At 38.1% G+C, this 23,519-nt stretch carries 22 protein-coding genes; 12 read left to right on the top strand and 10 right to left on the bottom strand.

Annotated features, from left to right (window positions below; translation table 11 throughout):
• The first annotated feature begins 3 nt into the window (after window positions 1-3).
• Window positions 4-552: a VOC family protein gene (locus tag CQZ96_RS19455; RefSeq protein ID WP_004717353.1), complete on the top strand. Its 549-nt coding sequence runs from the start codon at window positions 4-6 to the stop codon at window positions 550-552.
• Between the two features lie 492 nt (window positions 553-1,044).
• The gene (locus tag CQZ96_RS19450; protein WP_105713575.1) at window positions 1,045-1,824 is read left to right on the top strand and encodes an IclR family transcriptional regulator; all 780 of its coding nucleotides are present in this window, start codon (window positions 1,045-1,047) and stop codon (window positions 1,822-1,824) included.
• 69 nt (window positions 1,825-1,893) lie between these two features.
• Here the strand turns inward: CQZ96_RS19450 and hppD are convergent, their stop codons facing one another.
• On the bottom strand, window positions 1,894-2,949 hold the full coding sequence (hppD, locus tag CQZ96_RS19445) for a 4-hydroxyphenylpyruvate dioxygenase (RefSeq protein WP_004717360.1): 1,056 nt from the start codon (window positions 2,947-2,949) through the stop codon (window positions 1,894-1,896).
• A gap of 352 nt (window positions 2,950-3,301) precedes the next feature.
• A complete protein-coding gene (locus tag CQZ96_RS19440) occupies window positions 3,302-4,087 on the bottom strand; it encodes an enoyl-CoA hydratase-related protein (RefSeq protein WP_105713574.1) in 786 nt (261 codons plus the stop codon).
• Window positions 4,088-4,512: 425 nt separating this feature from the next.
• Here CQZ96_RS19440 and CQZ96_RS19435 point away from each other — a divergent pair, with 425 nt between their 5' ends.
• Window positions 4,513-4,950: a universal stress protein gene (locus CQZ96_RS19435; protein WP_004717364.1), complete on the top strand. Its 438-nt coding sequence runs from the start codon at window positions 4,513-4,515 to the stop codon at window positions 4,948-4,950.
• A 48-nt stretch (window positions 4,951-4,998) separates the two neighbouring features.
• Here CQZ96_RS19435 and CQZ96_RS19430 read toward each other — a convergent pair whose 3' ends face one another.
• Window positions 4,999-5,313: an MGMT family protein gene (locus CQZ96_RS19430; RefSeq protein WP_004717366.1), complete on the bottom strand. Its 315-nt coding sequence runs from the start codon at window positions 5,311-5,313 to the stop codon at window positions 4,999-5,001.
• Window positions 5,314-5,479: 166 nt separating this feature from the next.
• On the opposite strand from CQZ96_RS19430, the gene CQZ96_RS19425 reads away from it, so the two are divergent.
• Window positions 5,480-6,454 (top strand): alpha/beta fold hydrolase, encoded by a 975-nt coding sequence (locus CQZ96_RS19425; protein WP_004717368.1) that lies wholly within the window; start codon window positions 5,480-5,482, stop codon window positions 6,452-6,454.
• A gap of 123 nt (window positions 6,455-6,577) precedes the next feature.
• On the opposite strand, the gene CQZ96_RS19420 is transcribed toward CQZ96_RS19425, so the two are convergent.
• From CQZ96_RS19420 to CQZ96_RS19410, 3 genes are all read right to left on the bottom strand, one after another.
• Window positions 6,578-8,077, bottom strand: a complete 1,500-nt coding sequence (locus tag CQZ96_RS19420; RefSeq protein WP_004717371.1) for a cation:proton antiporter — start codon at window positions 8,075-8,077, stop codon at window positions 6,578-6,580.
• Between the two features lie 229 nt (window positions 8,078-8,306).
• On the bottom strand, window positions 8,307-9,197 hold the full coding sequence (locus CQZ96_RS19415) for a neutral zinc metallopeptidase (protein WP_004717372.1): 891 nt from the start codon (window positions 9,195-9,197) through the stop codon (window positions 8,307-8,309).
• Between the two features lie 52 nt (window positions 9,198-9,249).
• Window positions 9,250-10,176, bottom strand: a complete 927-nt coding sequence (locus CQZ96_RS19410; RefSeq protein WP_105713573.1) for a DUF808 domain-containing protein — start codon at window positions 10,174-10,176, stop codon at window positions 9,250-9,252.
• Between the two features lie 196 nt (window positions 10,177-10,372).
• Between CQZ96_RS19410 and trpS the strand changes: the two genes are divergently transcribed.
• The gene (gene trpS / locus CQZ96_RS19405) at window positions 10,373-11,386 is read left to right on the top strand and encodes a tryptophan--tRNA ligase (RefSeq protein WP_004717376.1); all 1,014 of its coding nucleotides are present in this window, start codon (window positions 10,373-10,375) and stop codon (window positions 11,384-11,386) included.
• A gap of 77 nt (window positions 11,387-11,463) precedes the next feature.
• On the opposite strand, the gene lysS is transcribed toward trpS, so the two are convergent.
• Window positions 11,464-12,990, bottom strand: a complete 1,527-nt coding sequence (gene lysS, locus CQZ96_RS19400; RefSeq protein WP_096734824.1) for a lysine--tRNA ligase — start codon at window positions 12,988-12,990, stop codon at window positions 11,464-11,466.
• Between the two features lie 103 nt (window positions 12,991-13,093).
• On the opposite strand from lysS, the gene CQZ96_RS19395 reads away from it, so the two are divergent.
• Window positions 13,094-13,810, top strand: coding sequence for a hypothetical protein (locus CQZ96_RS19395; protein ID WP_105713572.1), 717 nt, complete (start codon window positions 13,094-13,096; stop codon window positions 13,808-13,810).
• 24 nt (window positions 13,811-13,834) lie between these two features.
• Here the strand turns inward: CQZ96_RS19395 and CQZ96_RS19390 are convergent, their stop codons facing one another.
• On the bottom strand, window positions 13,835-14,278 hold the full coding sequence (locus tag CQZ96_RS19390) for an SRPBCC family protein (RefSeq protein ID WP_105713571.1): 444 nt from the start codon (window positions 14,276-14,278) through the stop codon (window positions 13,835-13,837).
• 321 nt (window positions 14,279-14,599) lie between these two features.
• Between CQZ96_RS19390 and CQZ96_RS19385 the strand changes: the two genes are divergently transcribed.
• The gene (locus tag CQZ96_RS19385) at window positions 14,600-15,103 is read left to right on the top strand and encodes a YqiA/YcfP family alpha/beta fold hydrolase (protein ID WP_004717385.1); all 504 of its coding nucleotides are present in this window, start codon (window positions 14,600-14,602) and stop codon (window positions 15,101-15,103) included.
• Window positions 15,104-15,251: 148 nt separating this feature from the next.
• Here the strand turns inward: CQZ96_RS19385 and CQZ96_RS19380 are convergent, their stop codons facing one another.
• The gene (locus CQZ96_RS19380; protein WP_105713570.1) at window positions 15,252-15,797 is read right to left on the bottom strand and encodes an adenine phosphoribosyltransferase; all 546 of its coding nucleotides are present in this window, start codon (window positions 15,795-15,797) and stop codon (window positions 15,252-15,254) included.
• A gap of 495 nt (window positions 15,798-16,292) precedes the next feature.
• Here CQZ96_RS19380 and rubA point away from each other — a divergent pair, with 495 nt between their 5' ends.
• The 5 genes from rubA to CQZ96_RS19355 all read left to right on the top strand — a co-directional run bounded on the left by rubA (window position 16,293) and on the right by CQZ96_RS19355 (window position 21,232).
• Window positions 16,293-16,457 carry a rubredoxin RubA gene (gene rubA, locus CQZ96_RS19375; protein ID WP_004678010.1) on the top strand — a complete coding sequence of 55 codons (165 nt, stop codon included), beginning with the start codon at window positions 16,293-16,295 and terminating at the stop codon, window positions 16,455-16,457.
• 105 nt (window positions 16,458-16,562) lie between these two features.
• Window positions 16,563-17,753, top strand: a complete 1,191-nt coding sequence (locus CQZ96_RS19370) for an NAD(P)/FAD-dependent oxidoreductase (RefSeq protein WP_105713569.1) — start codon at window positions 16,563-16,565, stop codon at window positions 17,751-17,753.
• Window positions 17,754-17,811: 58 nt separating this feature from the next.
• Window positions 17,812-18,750 carry an esterase EstB gene (gene estB, locus CQZ96_RS19365; RefSeq protein WP_004823254.1) on the top strand — a complete coding sequence of 313 codons (939 nt, stop codon included), beginning with the start codon at window positions 17,812-17,814 and terminating at the stop codon, window positions 18,748-18,750.
• Between the two features lie 13 nt (window positions 18,751-18,763).
• Window positions 18,764-19,669 (top strand): LysR family transcriptional regulator OxyR, encoded by a 906-nt coding sequence (gene oxyR, locus CQZ96_RS19360; protein ID WP_004717396.1) that lies wholly within the window; start codon window positions 18,764-18,766, stop codon window positions 19,667-19,669.
• A gap of 348 nt (window positions 19,670-20,017) precedes the next feature.
• Window positions 20,018-21,232, top strand: coding sequence for a TCR/Tet family MFS transporter (locus tag CQZ96_RS19355; protein ID WP_105713568.1), 1,215 nt, complete (start codon window positions 20,018-20,020; stop codon window positions 21,230-21,232).
• A 160-nt stretch (window positions 21,233-21,392) separates the two neighbouring features.
• Here the strand turns inward: CQZ96_RS19355 and ppk1 are convergent, their stop codons facing one another.
• Window positions 21,393-23,477 (bottom strand): polyphosphate kinase 1, encoded by a 2,085-nt coding sequence (gene ppk1, locus CQZ96_RS19350; RefSeq protein WP_056518076.1) that lies wholly within the window; start codon window positions 23,475-23,477, stop codon window positions 21,393-21,395.
• Window positions 23,478-23,519 lie beyond the last annotated feature (42 nt).

The following is a 23,519-nucleotide window of genomic DNA, read 5'->3' as shown; positions in this document are numbered from 1 at the left end:
ATCATGAGCTTTGCGATTAAAAAAATTCACCATGTGGCTTATCGTTGTAAAGATGCCAAAGAAACCGTGGAATGGTATAAAAAAATGCTCAATATGGATTTTATTTTGGCCTTTGCTGAAGACCATGTGCCTTCGACTAAAGCCTTTGATCCGTATATGCATTTATTCTTAGATGCTGGACAAGGCAATGTATTGGCATTTTTTGAACTGCCTACTCAACCCGATATGGGGCGTGATGAAAATACCCCTCAATGGGTTCAACATATCGCATTTGAAGTCGAAGACCTCGATACGTTATTGATTGCAAAAGAACATCTTGAAACACATGGTGTTAAAGTTCTTGGTGTCACCAACCATGGCATTTTCCACTCGATTTATTTCTTTGACCCCAATGGTCATCGTTTAGAACTGACCTATAACGATGTGCATGCAGATGCAAAAATCGCACGAATTACCGAAGAAATGAAATTAGAAATGCTGGATGAGTGGAGCCGTACCAAACGTGCGCCTCAGCATACTCACTTTTTGCATGAAGACGAGTTGGGAGCATAACCATGCTCAGTTGAGTATGTCTGCGTGCCAAAGCCAACTGAGTACTTACTAAGTTTATTAATCGAATGATTCGTGATTTGGCATCCTAGATCTAGTTGAACACGATATTAAGCAGCATTAACAGCACACAATGCTCGTTTTGCTGGAAGTTATGTAACCTTCAACTAACAACAGCCATCAGCATTTAAAATATTGCTGTGGGACAATGGGGGATCTAATCGGTATTGAAGCGTTGTGACTCCAATACCGATTTTTATCGGCTTAACTTTAATGGTCTAGATCTTTTGATGATGTCCTGTTGTTTAATAAATCATATGCAGCACTTCAAAAACAATTGTATGCTGATAACATTCACTGAGGCTCTTTTGAGATTTCATTTAAAAAGATAAGTTCTATTTTGTACAATGCTCAGGCACTATGTGTTAAATATGTAAATCAAATATCGACAGCACATCAACACTGCTAGATCGTATACAGATTAAGGGTTATTCAATGATTGAAGAAAAGTTGTCTGGTGGGGTTCAATCACTTGAGGTGGGCTTAGCCGTTCTCAATGCCCTTTTGGAACATAATAAGCCGATTATTTTAAAAGAGTTGTCGAGTAAACTTGATATGCATCCAGCCAAGGTACATCGTTATCTTGTCAGTTTGATTCGGATGAATTATGCAAAACAACTTGAGGGTGGTCAGTATGCGCTTGGTGATCAAGCTTGGCGTTTAGGTTTAAACTGTATCCAACACACCGATGTTTTGCAGCTTGTTCAGCACCTTATTTATGAATTACAAAGTAAAATTGGTTGCGGGATTCAAATCAGCAAATGGTCACCTAAAGGCCCATTAGTTGTACAGTCGATTGAATCAAATCATCCGATTTCAATTGTGACCAAAGTCGGTTCGATCATGCCTTTAGTAAATTCAGCTGCTGGGCGGGTTTTTGCCTCCTATTTACCCGAAGCGCTAATCAAACCATTGATGCACTCTGAATGGGAAAAAGCAACGCTGAACCATAGTCAAGTCAAACCCACCAATTGGGACGAATTTCTTGTTTTAAAAGAAAATACTTTACAACAAGGTATGGCAATTGCCCAAGGTGACTTACTTGTTGGTATCAATGCTGTGGGTTTACCTATTTTCAATGCGCATCTTGCAATGGAATTTTGTATTGTTGCATTAGACAGTGAAATGTTTTTACCAGTCAACGCGGGTAGTGAAAAACTTGAATTATTTAAACGTGAAGTTTCTGCGATGAATCAATATATACAAACACGTTAATTCTTTAGTGAAAGATCGCAAAAAAGCCAAGAATTAAATTCTTGGCTTTTTGTATTGAGTACGATTTTGTTATTTGGCTTCTAATACACCACGGCGGATTTGGTCACGTTCGATTGATTCAAACAATGCCTTAAAGTTACCCTCACCAAAACCATCGTCGTCTTTACGTTGAATAAATTCAAAGAATACAGGTCCAAGCATATTTTCAGAGAAAATCTGTAATAACAGTTTCTTCTGACCGTCTTTGGTATTGCCATCTAACAGAATACCGCGCTTTTGCAACTCTTCTGTCGGCTCACCATGATCAGGCAGACGATCTTTTAACATTTCATAATAAGTTTCAGGAGGTGCCGTCATAAACTTCAGCCCTAAACCTTTTAACTTATCCCATGTTGAAATTAAGTCATCGGTAATAAAAGCAATATGTTGAATGCCTTCTCCGTTAAAGTCAGCCAAAAACTCGGCGATTTGTCCATTGCCTTTGTCTGAGTCTTCATTCAAAGGAATACGAATCATCCCATCAGGTGCAGTCAGCGCCTTAGAAGTTAAACCCGTATATTCACCTTTGATATCGAAATAGCGAATTTCTTGGAAGTTAAAGATTTTTTCATAGAAATTTGCCCAATAATCCATGCGTCCTTTATAGACATTATGGGTTAAATGATCAATTTCATTTAAACCAGCTCCACGTGGATTTCGATTTTCGTCATCAAAGAATACAAAATCATTTTCATAAATATCACGATCGACCAAGAAAATTGGCATACCGCCTATTCCTTTAATCGCTGGGATATTTAATTCCATTGGTCCTGCTTGCGAATACATTGGCTCTGCGCCAAGTTCAATTGCATTTTTAAAAGCTTTAGCTGCATCACGCGTTCTAAAACCCATTGCACATGCTGATGGGCCATGTTCTTTAAAGAAGAATGATGCATAAGATTCAGGTTGATAATTCAAGATAATATTAATATTACCCTGACGCCATAAATAAACTTTTTTTGATTTATGCTTTGCGACTTTAGCAAAACCAATTGCTTCAAAGATTTGATCTAATCCATTTTCCGTCGAAACAAACTCAATAAATGCAAAGCCACATAGTTCTAATGGGTTATCTAAAATATCCATCTAGTTTCCCTTATTTGAATAAATTCATCCGTTTTTTAATGCCGAGAAAAGATCACAGGTATTTAGGTCAATCAACAAAATATCCTGATTTGAACTCTTCCTTTCCATAATTTAGTCCATGTAAAGCGCTAACCTTAAGCTGCATTTACACTGACGCTTAACTCTAAATTTATCCTACAAGAAAGCTTAAATTTATGCAATACATAATCAAATTATGTTATGTGTAATTTTTATTTCTTGTTCTAATAACCTCGAGCATACTATTCTCGCGCAAATAGCATTACATTATTATGAGACTTTTCTACTAGCTTTGATGTTTCAGGTTGAAAAGCTTCCCAACTTAAATCGTTATTTATCGTCCTTTAAAATTTGGCTTATCTTTCATTAAAAAAGCGCGAACACCTTCTAAAAAATCTGCTGACTGCCCTGCCTGTCTTTGCAAATCCTGCTCAACTTTAACTTGGCTAGTAAAATCATTTTGCATGCTGACCCGCATCGCTTGTTTAATCAAGGCAAAACTCAGGCTGGCTTGGGTTGCCAAATACTCGGCTAAAGTAACAACCTCTATCTGTAACTGATCATCTTCTACCACTTTATAAATCATTCCCAATCGTTCCGCTTCATCTGCACTGATTTTTTCGGCAGTCAGCATCAACGCTTTGGCTTTGGCAAAGCCGATCATACGCGGCAATAACCAAGTTGCACCACAGTCTGGAATTAAGCCAATTTTGCTAAAAATTTGTGAAAAGCTTGCAGACTTTGCCGCAATCACGATATCACATAACAATACTAAGCTCGCTCCCGCACCAGCCGCAACGCCATTTACAGCACAGATAATCACTTTTGGTAGTGTATTGATGAGCGCTAATAAGGGATTAAAGTATTTTTCCAAGACCAAACCCAAGTCTATAGCATCGCCATCAAATAAGTCTGGGTTTATCGTCTGACCTGCACAAAATGCTTTTCCAATCGCAGCAATCACAATAATGCGGATTTCGGTATCATCTTTCCATTGTGTTAAGACCTCTGCAATTTCAAGGCACATTTGCGGTGTAAAGCTATTGAATTGTTCAGGCCGATTTAAGCTCAAATATCCAACTGCATTTTTTTCTTCGACGATAATTGTTTGATATTCCATTTTCTTTTCCTTTTAATCCATGGTTTAAATTGCAATGTCCTATTATTTTCAGTATTTATATTTAAAAATATTTTAAATGAAGAACTGGATTTACGATTTGCCAATTGTTTCATTCAGTCTCTATATTTTCTCAATTGTGTATGTCTTTTGTTTAAACAATTTAAAGCTTTATTTTGATCATGCTTGATTGCATCTCGATCTTTATTTTATTGATTGATTTATCTTTTTATTCAGCTGCATTTACAAGCAGCAAAACGATGTAACTTGATGCCAATGCTTTTAATTAAATTTATGATATTTATATGAATTATCCCTACACATTTACTCGGTTTTATTCATCTCATATTCACGTTATGATGATTCTATAAACTTAGAATTGTAATAAATATTCAACTCAGCTTTTTGGTAAAATAAGGAAAATAGACATGGCTTATCAAAATATCCTCGTTCCTGTTGATGGTTCAGAAACCTCATTATCTGTTGTGAAACATGCGGTTGAATTTGCCAAAGCATTTAACAGTAAAATCACGGTTGTACAGGTGATGACTTTAGACCCTTATATTGCATCAGAATATTTGGCGCATGGTCAAAGCAATATGCTGATTGAGCGTGCTCGTGAATTTATTCAATCCAATATCAATGTGGCAAAAGATCAATTTGCCGCAGAAGGCGTGCAAGTTGAAACACGTTTACTCGAAGGCGAAAATATTGCACATACTTTAAATCAAGCTGTGCAGGATTTAAAAATTGATTTGGTCATTCTCAGTTCACATGGTCGTACCGGACTGAAAAAAATTATTATGGGCAGCGTAGCGCAAAGCTTATTAACTGAATTACAAATCCCTGTTTTAGTAATTAAATAACTTTCACCTTTTGTTTTAAACATTCCTCACTATCTTTATAGTGAGGAATTAGGGTGTCCATTGATATTTTTTTAGATTTATTTTGCCATCAATAACCACAACATCCTCAGCCAATAACTTTGCAGTCTGAATACACATTCCCTTCTCATCCAGCTTTTTTAAGCTGATTCGCCCTTGTGAATTAACCACTCGATACCAAGGGATATCATGATCTTCAGGTAACTGTCCTAATACACGCCCAACCAACCGTGCATGTTTGGGTAAGCCTGCATATTTGGCAACTTGACCATAACTGGCAACTTTACCTTGGGGAATTTGTATGATGACATTTAAAATCATCTGAGCGAGTTCATGATTTGACATTTTTTAGATCAATCAAATAATAAAAAATAATATTCATAAGCATCTTGGCAAACGGGGTTAAATTGACTTTGAAAATAGGCTTTAAACATTTTAGGCAAATGTAATTTGACTGTACATAATCTAATCTTAAATCGTACCTCAAATACAACAACAAGAGTATTCAAAGATGAAAGGAATCTTCAACAAACTGATTTTATCGACGGCATTGGCAATAGGTTCTGTGGTAACAGTAGGCTTATCGACCACAAGCTATGCTGCTCCAGCGATTGACATTCAAAGTGTGCTTCAACAAGAACGGGCATGGGCGGGCATGGAAACCAAACGTGTAAAAGTCGGTGATATTGATTGGGCTTATAGTGAAGGCGGACCAGCTGGCAAACCTACCATTATGCTCGTTCATGGCCTAGCTGGAAGTCGTGACAACTGGAATCGTGTGGCACGTTACTTAACGCCTTATTACCATGTGATTATTCCTGATCTTCCTGGTCAAGGTGACAGTAAAGTTCCTAACGATTTTGATTATTCATTGCCCAATCTCACTGAAAAATTACGTCGTTTTGCTGAAGCCATTAAAGTAGACAATGGCTTAAATGTCGCTGGTCACTCGATGGGTGGCTCGATTTCCTTACTTTACGCAGCACAATACCCTGTTGATACCAAATCTTTATTTTTAATTGATAGTGCAGGTGTATTTAAATCTGCCAATACTCCTTATTTAAAAGATCCAACAACTTTACGTAATATGATTGTCAGCAAACCTGGCGATTTTGATCGTTTAATGAAAATTGCAACCAGTCTACCGCCTTTTATTCCTAAAGAATTAAAAGATGCTCAAGAGAAATTGATGATTAGCCAATCGGCAAACACCACCAAATTGGTTGAGCAACTGATTGTCATGTCTAAATTATTTACCCCAGATTCTTTTGCCATTGCAGCACGTTCTATTGACCAGCCGGTATTGATTGCATGGGGAGATAAAGATCAAATTATCAATGTTGAAGCTGCGGCTGAACTCAAAGGCTTATTGAAAAATGCACAAGAGCCAATCATTCTAAAAGGAGTCGGACATTTACCGATTTTAGAACAAGAGCAACTTTTGATTAAACCTTACCTCGATTTCTTAGGCAAAAACGCAAAATAACAGCTCCAATAAAAAAGCCAGTATTGTTACTGGCTTTTTTATTGCGATAGACGTCTAAGAATATTGAAGTTTTAGCCTCTCAATTTTACACCTTAACTATTCATCTGACTTAATGCGCTGCATTTAGAAGTTACCAGGATTTTCCAATCGCTTCATTTCTTGCGCTTTTTCAGGATGATGTACGGAGGCCACACCATCTGCAGCTTTCTTGTCAACCAACGCTTCTGGGTTATAAATGGTGATGGTTTCATGCCCTTCGTTATCTTCACCCACAATATATTTGATGCCTTTACGGTTCATTTTATTGCACATGCGCTGATACCAACCTTTGAAACCTTGGGTTTCTTCATTTGGATTGTAATAAAAGGCATTCATGACTGCAGGTAAACCCAAACCACAGACGACACCTGAAAGTAATACGCTGATAAAGGTATAACCAATTAGAATACTACTGTAGTCACGTAACTCAGGGACGTTTGCCACAGCAAGGATCAATGCAAGTGAAATTCCCCCACGAACCCCTCCCCAAGAAAGAATAGCCAGACTACCGTTATAGCTTTTTTTGCGGAATGATGGGAAAAATGCAAAAGCTAAATAATTTGCGGCAAAACGAGAGAGATGCAAGGCAAAGAAAGCAAAAATACCACCAAGAATCAGACTTGTGCTTAAATCTAAAATAAAGATTTCTAGACCAATCAAGGTAAAGAGAAAAGAGTTAATAATCCCTTCTACCGTATGCCAAAAATGATTGACCTCACGAATTTCACGATCCTGTAAAATTTCTTTCCATTTATTACCGACAATTAAACCACCGATCACACAGGCAATCGGAGCGGATGCATGGGCAAATAATGCAACCAGATAAGAACCACATGCCAATAATGCAGTGGTAAGAATCAAAGACTCCATCTCATGTTTACCACGTAATAAACGCAAGATTCCCAGACCAAAAGCCCAACCAATAATCACCGCAACCACAATTTCATATAAGAAAGTTTGTAGTGTTGCAGCTAAACTAAAATGCTCTCCTTCAAGGACATTTAATAAAGTCATGAAAACTGCGATACACATTGCATCGTTAAATAAGGACTCACCTTCCAACTTAACAATCAGATGATGCGGCGCACGTACTGAACTGAGGACACCTTTGATCCCAATCGGATCTGTCGCACCTAAGGCAGAACCCAGTAACAACAAAACTAAAATTGGAACGGGATTGCCAATCAAGAATTGGAAACCAAACACCAATCCTGCAAAAAATACAGCACAGAGCAGTAAGGCAATTGTTGCCAAGATACTGATCGGCTTCCAATAAACTTTTAAATCTGAAACCTTAAATTTAAGTGCTGAAGAGGTCAAAATGAAGCAAATAACACCATTGACTAAAAAATCATAAAAATCGACATGCCGTACAGCTTCTTCAATATTATGAATATTAATCGAGATAAATTGATTGCCATTGAGTAAGCTGGCACCCCATTGCAAAATAAAGACAAAAATTGCAGAAACAATGGGAACACCAATGGCTTGAGGGAAACCTAATATTCGCTTATTAAAAATTGTAGTCGCGATAGAAAGCGCAAAAATGACTGTAAAGACCTGAAGAAAGAAATAGTTACCCATCCGAAACCTGTTTTAGATTTTTAATTTAAATGCACATCAAACACTCAATCATTTTTTTATAAAATATAAAATAAGAGACCATTTAACAATCTAGATAATTGTACAAAAAAAACTGAAATATGATGATTACTGGTTATATTTTTTAACATAAAAAGCGCTTAAAAAAAAATTGATTGAGAAAAAAAGAGAACATGATGTTCTCTTCTTTAACCCAACAATCTATAGCTGTCTATTTAAAGGTATCACATGTATTGATATCACCAGAGTTCATACCGATGTTAAACCATTGCATACGTTGCTGACTGGTGCCATGCGTAAAGCTGTCTGGTACCGCATAACCACGTGCTTTTTTCTGCAAGTAGTCATCACCAATTTTTTCAGCAGCATCCATCGCCTCTTCAATATCACCCTGTTCTAAAAACTGCGTGCGTTGTTGTGTACGATTGGCCCAAACCCCAGCTAAACAGTCCGCTTGTAATTCTAAACGTACTGAAAGTTGATTGCCCTGAGTTTCACTGGCACGCTGGCGTGCTTGTTGAACCTGAGACGATATTCCCAATAAATTCTGTACATGATGCCCAACTTCATGCGCAATCACATAAGCTTGTGCAAAATCACCCGCTTCATCTTTAGCTGAAAGCTCAGATTGATTTTTTTCCCCAGAGATGCCCATCTGTTGGCGCATATCTTTAAAGAATTGGGTATCGATATACACTTTTTGATCTGCTGGGCAATAAAATGGCCCCATTGCAGATTCAGCAGTACCACAGCCTGATCGTATCGCACCACTGAACATCACCAGCTTAGGTGAAACGTACTGTACACCTTGTTGTTGGAAAATCGGTTTCCAAGTATCTTCGGTATCTGCCAAAACAGTTTTAACAAAAGATGCCGTTTCTTGCTGTTCAGGGGTTAAATTTGTGGCTGCAGAATTTTGACTTGCCCCCGCCGAGGTCACCTGTTTGGTCGCTTGATAGGCTTGCTGTGGGTCAACACCAAAGAACTTCCATGCAACAAAAGCGACGATTAAGCCCAGGATACTAATCCCACCTGCTTTTACGCCCCCACCGCCACGGCGATCTTCGACATTATCACTTTCTCTACGTCCTTTCCAACGCATAGATCGGTCCTTTTTATTTTAAATTGGCTATCGTTTAGGATGTGCTTTGCATTTAGGCTGTTGTTGATTTACTACGAACTTTTTGAATAAGTCCAACAACCAATACCACGGCTAAGCCTGCGACGATACCAATCAGTAAATTGATTAACGTTGGTGTTAATGCACCAATAACACTACCAACGGTTGGAATATGTTGAATATGATCAACGGCTTCTTCTGACCAATGATGCAAAGTTGAAACAGCATGGGTGATGATCCCCCCACCGACAAGGAACATTGCAATGGTTCCAACAATCGTTAATGTTTTCATTAACTTTGGTGCAAATACCAGTAAACCACGGCCAATGCTTTGTTTAACATTTGATGTTTGTTGGGTTAAGTACAAACCTAAATCATCAATCTTTACAATCATGGCGACAAAGCCATAGACACCGACGGTCATTAAAATTGCGATGACAGATAGCACCATCACTTTGGTACCAAAAGTTGCAGCCGCAACAGTCCCTAAAGAAATCACCACAATTTCAGCAGAGAGAATAAAGTCTGTGCGTATCGCGCCTTTAATTTTATCTTTTTCAAATGTGGCTAAATCAGTTTCGATTTGTTCAAGTTCCTCTTGTGCAGCTTCACCGGTTTTGGCTTTTTTATGCTGCAAACTATGTAGAACTTTTTCAACACCTTCATAGCAAAGAAACAGACCGCCAATCATCAACAATGGGTTAATCAACCATGGTGCAACCACACTGATCAGCAAAGCCAAAGGCACTAAAATTAATTTATTGATAAATGAGCCCTTCGCGACACCCCATACCACAGGAAGCTCACGCTCTGCTCTTACACCACTCACTTGTTGTGCGTTCAGTGCTAAATCATCACCTAAAACACCCGCAGTTTTTTTAGCCGCCATTTTACTCATGACGGCAACATCATCGAGCACTGCTGCGATATCATCTAATAATATTAATAGACTACTTGCCATTTTTTATCCAAAATTTTAGTTATCCTGTCATTTTAAAGTGAAAATTCATTTTTCTATATAAAATTTTGTAGATTTTCACATTTATTGATAAAAATTGGTTCTACACCATTTTTCGCTGACATTAAAATAAATTATCTCGTACAATAGTGCCCATTCATAAAACACGACTGTCTATACAAAGACTTTGGAAGCGATAATGACGAATCAAGATAATCGTCCTGTGATTTTGACAGGCGACCGTCCTACTGGACAACTACATTTGGGACATTTTGTAGGTTCTTTGCGCTCACGAGTAGGCTTACAAGATTCTCATCATCAACACCTCCTTCTCGCAGATGCTCAGGCTTTAACAGATAATGCGGATAACTTTGAAAAAGTTCGTCGTAATATTCTTGAAGTAGCAACAGACTATTTAGCAGTCGGCATTGACCCAACAAAAACCACAATCTGTGTTCAATCTTGCTTACCCGCGTTGAATGAACTCACCATGTTGTATTTAAACTTTGTGACGGTTTCTCGTTTAGAACGTAACCCAACCATCAAAGCTGAAATTCAATTACGTGGTTTTGAGCGTGATATTCCAGCAGGTTTTCTTTGCTACCCTGTTGCACAAGCTGCCGATATTACTGCATTTAAAGCCACTGTCGTGCCAGTTGGTGAAGACCAAATTCCAATGATCGAACAGACCAATGAAATTGTTCGTCGTTTAAACCGTCAAATTGGACAAGAAGTTTTACCTGAGTGTAAAGCGCTTTTATCCAATATGAGCCGTTTACCTGGCTTTGATGGTAAAGCCAAAATGTCGAAATCATTGGGCAATACCATCGTGTTAGATGCAACAGATAAAGACATCAAAAAAGCAGTCAATGCAATGTATACCGATCCAAACCATCTGCGTATTGAAGATCCAGGTCAGGTTGAAGGAAATATTGTCTTTACTTATTTAGATGCTTTTGATCCAAATAAAGAAGAAGTTGAAGAACTTAAAGCACATTATCGTCGTGGTGGTTTAGGCGATGGTACTGTGAAAAAACGTCTTGAAGGTGTGTTAAAGGAGTTGATTACACCAATCCGTGAACGTCGTATGGAACTAGCAAAAGATCCAGATTACATCATGGATATCTTAAAAACTGGTACGGAAAAATGCCGTATCATCACTCAAGATACTTTAGACGAAATCAAAAATGGTTTAGGCGTATTTCATTTCTAAAATGCGCTGATTATCTAAGTAAAAAAAGCCACTGAATTCAGTGGCTTTTTTTACAACATCTTTTATAACATCATAAATTAATTTTTATGACGCATATGTGGGAATAAGATCACATCGCGAATACTTGCTGCATTGGCAAATAACATCACTAAACGATCGATACCAATACCTTCACCTGCTGTAGGAGGTAAACCGTATTCTAATGCTTCAATAAAGTCAGCATCGAAATGCATTGCTTCATCATCGCCCGCATCTTTTTCAGCAACTTGCGCTTGGAAGCGTTCAGCTTGGTCAATTGGATCATTTAATTCCGAGAAACCATTTGCCAACTCACGACCACCGATAAAGAATTCGAAGCGGTCTGTGATATGTGGATTATCATCATTTCGCCGTGCTAACGGCGAAGTTTCCGCAGGATATTCTGTGATAAATGTCGGCTGACGTAATTGAGTTTCAACAGTTTCTTCAAATACGATGGTTTGTAGTCGACCTAAACCAAAACCTGGTTTAACTTGCTCTTTTAACTCTTCACGAATAAATGTTGCCAAGAATTCACGATCCGAAACATTTTCAGCAGTGAAATTTGGATTATGCTCAAGAATCGCATCAAACATCGAGATTTTCTTAAATGGACCTTTGAAGCTATACACTTCTTCACCATAAGGAACATCTGTTGAACCCAAGATGTCGATTGCTAATTTTTCAAGCATCCCCTCTGTCAAAGCCATGAGATCTTTGTAATCAGCATAAGCTTGATAGAATTCAATCATGGTGAATTCTGGGTTATGACGCGTTGAAACACCTTCGTTACGGAAGTTACGGTTAATTTCAAATACACGCTCAAAACCACCAACAACCAAACGTTTTAAGTAAAGCTCAGGTGCAATACGCAAGAATAATGGCATATCTAATGCATTATGGTGTGTTTCAAATGGACGCGCTGACGCACCACCTGGAATCACATGCATCATCGGAGTTTCAACTTCCATAAAACGTTCATTGATGAGATAGTTGCGAATACCTGACACAACTTTTGCACGAATTTCAAAAGTTTTACGTGTTTCTTCATTCACAATTAAGTCTAAATAACGTTTACGGTATTTTACTTCTGTGTCGTTCAAACCATGGAACTTGTCTGGAAGTGGACGAAGCGATTTCGTCAATAATTCAAAATGTTCAATATGAACATATAAATCACCTTTGCCAGAACGACCGATATAACCTTGAACAGCAATAATATCGCCAAGATCTAGACTTTTCACAGCTTCTAGAACTTCAGGTGCAAGCTCTTTACGTGGCACATACAATTGAATACGGCCCGTCATGTCTTGAATCACGATAAATGAACCACGGTTCAACATCACACGACCCGCTACAGATACGTGAACTTGCTCGCCTGCTTCAATTTGTTCTTTAGATTGATCTGCAAATTGTTCTTGTAGATCTTGCGCATAATGCTCACGCTTAAATGTGTTTGGCCATGGGCTAACACCGGTTTCCTTGGCGTGATCTTGAATTTGCTTTAACTTGGCATGACGCTGTGCAATTAAATCGTTTTCGGAAATGTGTTGTTCAGAAGTCGATTGAGCGTTATGTTGCGTCATCTCTGCCTCGATTATATTAAAAAACGGAAGTTGCATAGCATAGCAGATTTACAACATAATGCGTATGAATATAACTCTACGAACCATGTAAAAATTAAAAATCATGAATAAATACTGGCAAGGATTCGCCCAAAGTATCATTCTTTTCAATGTTTTGTGGTTTTCAACTGTGGTTGATGCCGAGCAAATCGTTGTTATGAGCAATACTCAAAAAGATCTTCCTATAAAAATTGAAAGCACCAATCTCAATAATCAAGATTATATTTGGCAATTAGAAATCGTTCCAAATCGAACCAGTTTACAAAGCCTAGTCAAATTAATGAATCCACACCCCACTCAAAAAGCACTCAATTTAAGGGCTTTAGAACTGGCAAAAAAACTCACTCTAGATCAATTACCGCAAGTCAGTAATGATTTTAAAAATAAAACCCTCAATGTTGATGAACAAAACATCGCAAAAATAAAATATTATTATGGAAAGTACATTCTGTTTATTAAATTTCCAGCCCGCGTCCAATACGCCATAAAACCCAAATTTTCACAAGTACAAAGCGCTTTAGAACCCTTTTGTGACCAAAGTAAGATACCCTCTCAGAATAAAATTAAATTTGATCAACAAGGTAATATCTCGCTCTCAGCAAAATTTTTGGTAGATGCACAAGGGCAAATCCTAAATATCCGTTACACCCCTTTAATTCACGAACAAATGAAATCGATACTGCAACCTTTACTAGAAAAAATTCGCTTCCAACCGCGTAATGAAAATGGTGTGGCAAAATCATTTTCTATTGAACAACCACTGATTATTCAATGCCATTAAACAATAATGAAAGTGCTAAGTTTCTCAATGGTCTTGTTCAGCCAATGATTTGACTATAGCAAACCCTTGCTGGAAAGCACGATCCATCATGTCCTTATATTCCTCAGAGGTTTCTATTTCAGCAGATAATGCGGTTGTTTCACCCTGTTCATTTAAGAAATATTTTTCTAAAGAGCCACTCCAACTTTGAACATCTGCACTTGTTGAATCTAAAACACCATTTTTCAAAACACCCAAATGTTTAAATACCACTTTTTTAAACTGCTCCAACTCTACAATGGTGGCGACCATACCATTGCCACTGGCATCCTGAAATAAGGTTTCCCCGCCAATTTTCCAGTCAGACTGCATCTGCGAAGTTTCCGAAAACGGTTGGGTCCATTTGGAATAAGTATGGGTATCCCACAGGATATTCCATACTGTTTGTGCATTCGCTTGAATGACAATGTCATAGCTTAAAGTCATCATTTCTTTCTCTTATTTTATTGATCCAATCTATAGCTTAGTACAATAAAAACCCAGAATGATTAATTTTTGTTAATAAAAATCCATCACCTAAAAAATTTAAACCTAAACATTCAATATGTTAAACAATAAATAACAAGCATGTTGATCTGTTACACAACACTCTTAGACCAAAATCTAAGTTTTTAAAAAAGTGCAGCTAAGTAGAATATTTGAATATAAAAATAGTTAAATGGAAAATTTTAAATCCATTGATAACTTTTTCTAGCTTTGTTCAATTTCTACCTTTGCTCAATAAAGAAAGACCATATGAAAACGATAACAATGAAGAGTATTCATTCTAAAATCTTATTTTTACATGGACTAGATTCATCTAAAGAATCGACAAAATTCCATGCCATAAATGCTGAAAAAAAATATTGTATTAACGTGGATTATCGTAATCTTAACTACAAAACGGTTGAGTGTTTTTATCACGATATTATCGAAAAGATTAAACCTGATTTACTGGTAGGTCATAGTTTAGGTGGGTATTGGGCATTAAAAATGTCACAGCAACATCGAATTCCTGCAATCCTTGCTAATCCAAGCTTAAATCCAGATTTCCGTGAAGACTATGCAGCGATTGATGAACATGATTTAGACCATGACATTCCACAAATTGCTTATCTGGAACTGGGTGATGAGGTTTTAGATATGTATAAAGTGCTTGAACAACTAGAGTCATATATGCAGATTGAAGCTGTTGAAGGTGGACACCATCGTTTAGTCCAACCTGAAAATTTAAATCATTTAATTGAATATATGGAACAAACCTTTATTGCTTGAAATAAAATCATCAAAGTACAGTTCGTTGCTCTCCAACTAAAAAAGCCTTGTATTTACAAGGCTTTTTTCACGTCGAGACAGACAAACAAATGATTTAAGTATTCAATCACAAGAATGCAGCCCGAAAACTTAAATTGTTATTTTGTCTTTAAGCAACCGCTTTTCCAACTGGCTTGGAATGCTCATCGAGCACTGACCAAACCTTTAAACCAAGATCTTGATGTAAATCAGGTAGGTCAAGAAAAATACTTGCACCCAATACCGTATGTTGGCATTTATACATCAATTGATGGACTGCTTTTAAAGTACCGCCTGTAGCCAAGACATCATCTACAATAATCACTTTTTGTGCTGCGATATCCGCTGACATTTCCAAGCGATCTAAACCATATTCTAAGCTATAGCCCACACCAACCACTGGAGGTGGCAACTTACCTGCTTTACGAACCAACAATAAGCCTTTGCCGGTACGTTGTGCCAATAAGCTGGCTAAAACAAAACCTCGTGCCTCAACTGCAACAAAACTATCCACTGCATCCAATTGCTCTACAGGAATACTCGCAATCAATGCATCGGTTAACTCCACAAGATTGTTCATAAACAATGGGGTTAAATCATAAAAACAAATACCTGGTTTTGGGAAGTTTTGGACAGTACGAATACTTGACCACAAAGCAGTAGACATGTTCATCATGGGGGAGATTTAAAAAAAGATAAATAATACGTGAATTTTAACGTTTATTAGCCAAAATTGACAGCAGCTCGCTACCTATTCAATATTATGGTCCGCTAAGCTGTTGAATTTATTAAGTCCATTTTCACACAAAATGATGGCTATAGAATGAGCTAATTTTAGCTTAATATTTTTGCCTAAAATATTCATCTAGACCTTTGTCTAAATTCAAATATTTTTAAACTTTTATATCAGCGCTCAACCCTTGTTATGACAGGATTGTAATTAAAATTGTCTGACAAAGTTGGCATAATAAACATCGCTTTTGTCCTGAGCTGCCATTCAGCTTTGAGATTAGTTAGATAAACTCCGATATTTACTTTACTTTAGATATAGAACTGCGTAAGAATTTAGAGGAATATGTACACATTTTATTTGCATATTATTTGAGTCAAGCAGCAGAAGGAATTTTACTGACAGAAAAAACAATGCATCTGTCAGATATCGGAGAATCAGATGAAGAAATATCAATGCATCGTTTGTGGTTGGATTTATGACGAAGCAGAAGGTTGGCCACAAGATGGCATCGCAGCAGGTACCAAGTGGGAAGACATTCCTGATGACTGGACATGCCCAGACTGCGGTGTTTCTAAAGCAGACTTTGAAATGGTAGAAATCTAAGATATTGCGTAAAGACCATGTTTACATGGTCTTTTTTACATTTATTTTCAACAATACAAAATTATTCAATTCACCTCTAAATTTGAAACAGGTATGGAGAAAGATATGCAACCGATCATCATCATAGGTTCTGGCATGGCGGGTTATACCCTTGCAAGAGAATTTCGTAAGTTAAACACCGAACAGGAATTGGTGATGATTTGCGCAGATGATGCGGTGAATTATGCAAAACCTACCCTATCTAATGCATTGGTTGGGAAAAAAGCACCTGAACAAATTGGTTTAGGCGATGCTGAAAAGATGAGCACCCAACTGAACATGCGGATTGAAAAAGAGACATGGGTTAAAAATATTGATGTAGAGAAACATGAATTAACCCTTGAAAAAGATGGACAATCTTCAACTCAAGGCTACTCAAAACTTATTCTTGCCGTGGGCGCAAATCCGATTCGATTAGCGATTGCTGGTGATGGGAGTGATGATATTCATGTGGTTAACTCACTAATTGACTATCGTGCATTCCGTGAAACTTTAGACAATTGCAGCACGGGTGAATGTGGCAACAAACGTGTGGTGATTTTAGGCGCGGGCTTAATTGGTTGTGAATTTGCCAATGACTTACAAAATACTGGGCATCAGGTTACGGTGATCGACTTAGCACCACAACCTTTAGGGCGTTTATTGCCTAATCATGTTGCTCAAGCATTTAAAGACAATCTTGAACAATCAGGAATTAAATTTGCCTTGGGTACCACTGTAGAAAAAGTTTCTAAATCTGAGCGTGGTTATATCGTTTCATTGGCCAGTGGTCAGTCCTTGCTCGCGGATGTTGTGCTTTCTGCAATTGGCTTACAACCTAATATTGCCTTGGCTAAAGCTACGGAAATCAACACCAGTCGTGGTGTCATTACCAATACCTTGCTCGAAACCAGTCAAGCAGATATTTTTGCCATCGGTGACTGTGCCGAAGTGAATGGAACACTCTTGCCATTTGTCATGCCAATCATGCAACAAGCGCGTGCATTAGCCAAAACCTTGAGTGGACAAACCACCACGGTACACTACCCTGCAATGCCAGTCGCGGTGAAAACCCCAGCTGCACCTTTGACTGTACTTCCTGCTCCAATTGATGTAGATGTTATATGGGAGAATGAAGAGTTTGAAGATGGAATGTTATCTAAAGCAACAGATGCTGAAGGTACCTTACGTGGTTTTGTATTGTTAGGTGCAACTGCTGGAAAACAGCGTTTAACATTAACAAAACTGGTTCCAGACTTGATTCCTGCATCCGTTTAAGGTTTTAATAGCAAGGATATTTTTTAATCAAAGAATATCCTTGCTTAGGAAAATAACAATGAATAGCGCACTTCAATTTCAAGTTTCACCTTATGCCTCGTTCATGAATGAAACCAAAGTCGATTTAGGTAATGGTATTCAACTTCATGTTGAAACTGGAGGGAATCCACAACACCCGACCATTCTGTTGATTATGGGTTTGGGTGCGCAAATGTTATTTTGGCCTGATTTTTTTTGTAAATCACTGATTGATCAAGGCTTTCATGTGATTCGCTTTGATAATCGTGATATTGGCTTATCTTCAAAAATTCGCCACCAAGGTCCACGTTTAAACTCTTATAAGCTGATGGGTCGCTTTGCTTTGGGCTTACCAAATGACGGCGCGCCTTATAACTTATTTGATATGGCGGATGATGTTGCATTATTGATTGATCGTTTAGGCATTGAAAAACCACATATTTTGGGTGCTTCAATGGGTGGTATGATTTCTCAAATTTTAGCTGCAAAATATCCTGAGAAAATTGATAAAGTCGGCTTACTCTTTACCAGTAATAATCAACCTTTGCTACCTCCACCATTTCCAAAACAACTCTTTAGTCTCATTGGTAAACCTGAATCACGTGATGAAGAAGGAATTGTGAATCATTCCTTGAAGGTTTTTCATATGATTGGTTCACCTGGTTATATCAACCAAGTTGAAGCAATTCAAACTGCACGTAAATTATATCGTCGTAGTTATCACCCAGCGGGTGTACTTCAACAGTTTTTAGCAATATTATGTACAGGTTCCTTACTTAAATTGGATAAGCAGATCAAAAAGCCAACTTTAGTGTTACATGGCTCTAAAGATCGGTTACTACCTCCAAGTCATGGTAAGGCAGTTGCTAAAGCAATTTCAGGCGCTAAATTTGAATTAATTGAGGGAATGGGGCATGATATCCCACCGCATTTTGTTCCTCAACTTAGCGGGTTATTTGCACATCATTTTAAATCATAAGCATTAGGACACTATGGCTGCATTACCATCCCTAAGACAGTTGTCATATTTAGTGACACTGTCTGAGACGCTGCACTTCACTGAAGCAGCGCGCCGTTCGTTTGTAACTCAATCTACTTTATCTGGTGGAATCATGGAGTTAGAACGTTTATTGGGTGGCGTACTCGTAGAACGTGATCGCCAAAACGTACGTTTAACTCCTCTAGGTGAGCAAGTTGTTGCCCGAGCCCGTGTTCTACTCGCCGATGCTCAGGACTTGATGCGGTTAAGTCGAGAAATGAGTGAACCGTTAACTGGTGATTTGCATTTAGGGATTATTCCAACCATCGCCCCTTTCATTTTGTCGCAGCTTTTGGAAGAAGTGCATAAACAACTTCCAAAAATTCAGTTGCATCTGCATGAAGCACAAAGTGAAAAAATTGTTGAAAAACTTGAGCATGGCAATCTAGATGTGATCATGCTGGCTTTACCATTCGACACACGTGGTTTGAAAGTTGCTGAAATTGCGAAAGAAGATTTATTCTTAGTCTGCAATAAAGCAGATCAAAATGCGATGAATGCAAGAAGCTTAGATGATTTAGATCTTTCTCATCTCATGCTCCTTGAAGAAGGTCATTGCCTACGTGATCATACCTTAAGTGTTTGCCCAATCGGTGAGCGTAAAAATGATCACCGTTTAAAAGCGAGCTCATTGCCAACTTTAGTGGAAATGGTCAGTTCAAACTTAGGCTATACACTGCTTCCTGAGATTGCAATTCATGCACATATGCTGAAAAACAATGATCAGATTGTGGTTAAACCTATTGAGAATGCACCATCACGCACTTTGGCTTTAGTTACACGTAAAAGTACACCGCTACAAAGTGAATTTGATGTGTTGGTACAAATTCTTCAAAAAATCACGCCAAATTTACGTTAATTTTCCGATACTAAAAAGGAGTCATGATTGACTCCTTTTTTATTGAAATGTCTAAAAAGACTATAGATCACATCAGCATAAGCAAAATTACAACGATCTTGTTTTTACTAGATCAAGAATGATAATATTTGAGCAGTACAAAATACTCGCTTATTTTTGTATGTATTGTTACGATAAAAATCGCGAAAAATCGACCTATCCTCAGCTTGTTTTTTAAAAGCATGCATCCATCTCGTCGACACATATCCAATTCTTCGCATTGGTCAGCGTTCCATAGGGCTTGAATCTTTCAAGCATCGTTAACAGGTTTCCACAGTTTTCTGTGCCTGAATTTTCGATAGGACGCGTATGAACCGACCTTTATATATTATTTTTTCAACGATTGTCTTAGATGCAATTGGCATTGGCATCGTATTCCCTCTGCTTCCCTCACTACTGAAAGACCTGAGCCATCAGCATAATGTTGCCTTGTTAATGGGGGTTTTCCTAAGCCTGTATGCGCTTATGCAATTTATTTTCTCCCCGATCTTAGGTGCTTTGAGTGACCGTATCGGTCGAAGACCTGTTCTGCTGATTTCACTTGCGGGTTCTGCAATCAACTATTTGTTTCTTGCTTGCTCACCCTCTCTTATCTTGCTGTTCATTGGACGGATCATTGCTGGAATAAGTAGTGCCAATATGCCCGTGGCTTCAGCCTATATCGTTGATACCACGTCAGAAGAAAATCGAGCAAAATACTTCGGTTTAATGAACGCCATGTTTGGTATTGGATTTATTCTCGGTCCTATACTCGGTGGATTATTGGGCGGATATTGGTTACGGCTACCTTTTTTTGTTGCGGCAATTTTAACAACCGTTAACTTGCTTATCGCATTCTGGCTACTCCCTGAATCCCGAAGCTACAATCCACTCCTAGTCCCCCCTCAAGCTTCTATTTCACAACGTTCGAGTTTAAAAATAAATCCCTTGAAAAGTTTTGGTTTTATCCTTGCTCAAAAAGGTATATTGCCGATTTTGCTGATATTTTTTCTGTTTAGCGCCTGCGGTGAAGCTTATGGTGTCTGCTGGGCACTTTGGGGACACGATACCTTTAAATGGAATACATTTTGGGTTGGTCTTTCTTTAGGCACTTTTGGTTTATGCCAAGTACTGGTTCAGTCATTTATACCGCAACATGCCGTCCGATATTTTGGTGAAAGAAATACTTTGCTGATCGGTATGGCATGTATATGTATGGCATTAATCATCATGGCTTTTACCCAAAATGCTTGGATCATTTTTGCAATCATGCCGATCTTTGCCCTAGGAAGCATCGGCGCACCTGCGCTACAAGCTGTTGTTTCACAAAAAATCCCAACCGCGCAGCAAGGACAATTTCAAGGTGTTATCACATCAACCATAAGTCTGGCCTCGATTATTGCCCCATTGTTGTTTTCTACACTTTACTTTCATTTCCAAACACGATGGACTGGCGCTATATGGTTGGTTGTCGCGATGATTTATTTAATTGCATTACCTGCTGTTTTATCGAGTTTAAAACCACAACAGTTTAAATCATCCTAGTATTTAAGAACTTCAATGCTTTATTAGAAGCGTTAGTTTCTGATTTAAAAAACTTAAATCTATAGCAACCAAGTCATTCAATTTCATTAAAATCCGATTGACTGATACAAAAAAGCCCGATTAATTTTAATCGGGCTTAAGACAATCAAATTATCTTGGCTTAACCATTTACAAAATGCTCAAGCAAATTTTGTTGAGCATTGTAAATTGCCTCACCTTCTTTAGGTTTCACACGAGTCCAAGTCCCATCGCCTTGCAACAGCCAAGCGCGGATATTGTCTTTTAAGTAATTGACTAAACCTTGCTGATAAATGCGTTTTTTTAATGCTGGATCTTCGATCGGGAAACACACTTCTACACGATTAAATAAATTACGATCCATCCAGTCTGCACTTGAACAGTAAATACGTGGATTGCCATTATTTCCGAAATAATAAACACGGGTATGTTCTAAGAAACGCCCGACAATTGAACGAACTCGAATATTTTCAGACAGATTTGGTAACCCAGGACGTAAACAGCAAATTGAGCGAATAATCAGATCAATTTGTACCCCTGCTTGCGAAGCTTCATATAATTTATTGATCAATTGAACTTCAGTTAACGCGTTAACTTTAACAATAATTTGTGCAGGCTTGCCCGCTTTGGCATTGGCAATTTCATCATCAATAAAAGCAATTAACTGAGCATGTAGAGTAAACGGCGCATGTAACAGTTTTTTCAACTTTGCCATTTTCCCCATACCAGTCAATTCTTGGAAAATACGATGTACATCTTCGCAGAGCTCTTTATCTGTAGTGAGCAAACCATAATCAGTATAGATACGAGCATTTGTTGCATGGTAGTTACCCGTACCCAAATGCACATAACGTACTAACTTATTATTTTCACGGCGTACCACCAAGATCATTTTGGCATGCGTTTTATAGCCCACGATGCCATAAACTACAACAGCGCCTGCTTCTTGTAATACATTGGCAACGGCGATATTCGATTCTTCATCAAAACGCGCCCGTAACTCAATCACAGCAGTGACTTCTTTACCATTACGTGCCGCTTCTGCAAGTACCTGAACAATTTCAGAGTCAGCACCACTACGATATAAGGTTTGTTTGATCGCTAGCACTTGGGGATCACGTGCAGCTTCACGCAACAAGTTAATAACTGGTGCAAATGATTCAAATGGATGGTGTAAGAGAATGTCTTGTTTTTGCATTGCTGAAAAAATATTTTCAGACTTTTTCAATACTTTTGGAATCGCGGGTACATGCGAATCATAACGCATATGTGGACGTTTAAAATTTGACACAAGACGTGCCAGATTTACTGGCCCATCCACTTTATAAAGTTGTTCTTGTTCTAGATCAAATTCTTCAAGCAAATATTCATAAATATGCTTTGGACAGTTTTCTGTCACTTCTAAACGTACTGCACGGCCAAAACGACGTGAACTCAATTCGCCTTTCAATGCTTTGGCTAAGTCTTCTACATCTTCATTCAGCGCCAAATCCGCATTACGTGTGACACGGAACTGATAACAACCTGTAGCTGTCATCCCAGGGAACAAATCCGATACATGCTCATGAATAATCGCAGACAACATCACAAAATGTTCTTTACCGCCTGTAAGCTCATCAGGTAAACGCACTACACGAGGAAGCGAACGTGGTGCTGGTACAACTGCTAAATCAATTTGTCGACCAAATGCGTCTTTCCCTTCTAGAGTCACAATAAAGTTTAAGCTTTTATTGACCAGTCGTGGGAATGGATGTGCAGGATCAAGGCTAATTGGGGTAAGTACTGGTGCAACTTGTTCTTGGAAATATTTTTTAATCCACACAGATTGTGCAGGCGTTAACTCGCCACGACGTAAAAAACAAATGTCTTCTTCACGTAACTTAGGAAAAATTTCTTCATTAAGAATACGGTACTGACGCTCAATCGCTTCATGTGCCGTTTTAGAGATTTGATCTAAAACTTGTTTTGGCGTCAAACCATCTGGTGAACGACTTTCATTCCCTAAAGTTAATTGCTCCATCATTCCTGCAACACGGATTTCAAAAAATTCATCCATATTACGAGAAAAGATCAACAAGAAATTCATACGTTCAAGCAAGGGGTGTAAAGGATCAACGGCTTGCTCTAAAACACGTAAATGGAAATCTAAAATTGAAAGCTCACGATTTATATATCGTTCATTATAAGAATATTCTGTAGGCGTTGTTGTCGTCACTGCGGTATTCATGCAATAAACCTGCATCAAAAAAAATGTCTTAATTCTAGTATG

Origin of the sequence: Acinetobacter sp. MYb10, assembly GCF_002980175.2 — a bacterium.
GTDB lineage: Bacteria > Pseudomonadota > Gammaproteobacteria > Pseudomonadales > Moraxellaceae > Acinetobacter > Acinetobacter guillouiae.
This window is presented reverse-complemented; position numbering and strand designations above follow the sequence as displayed.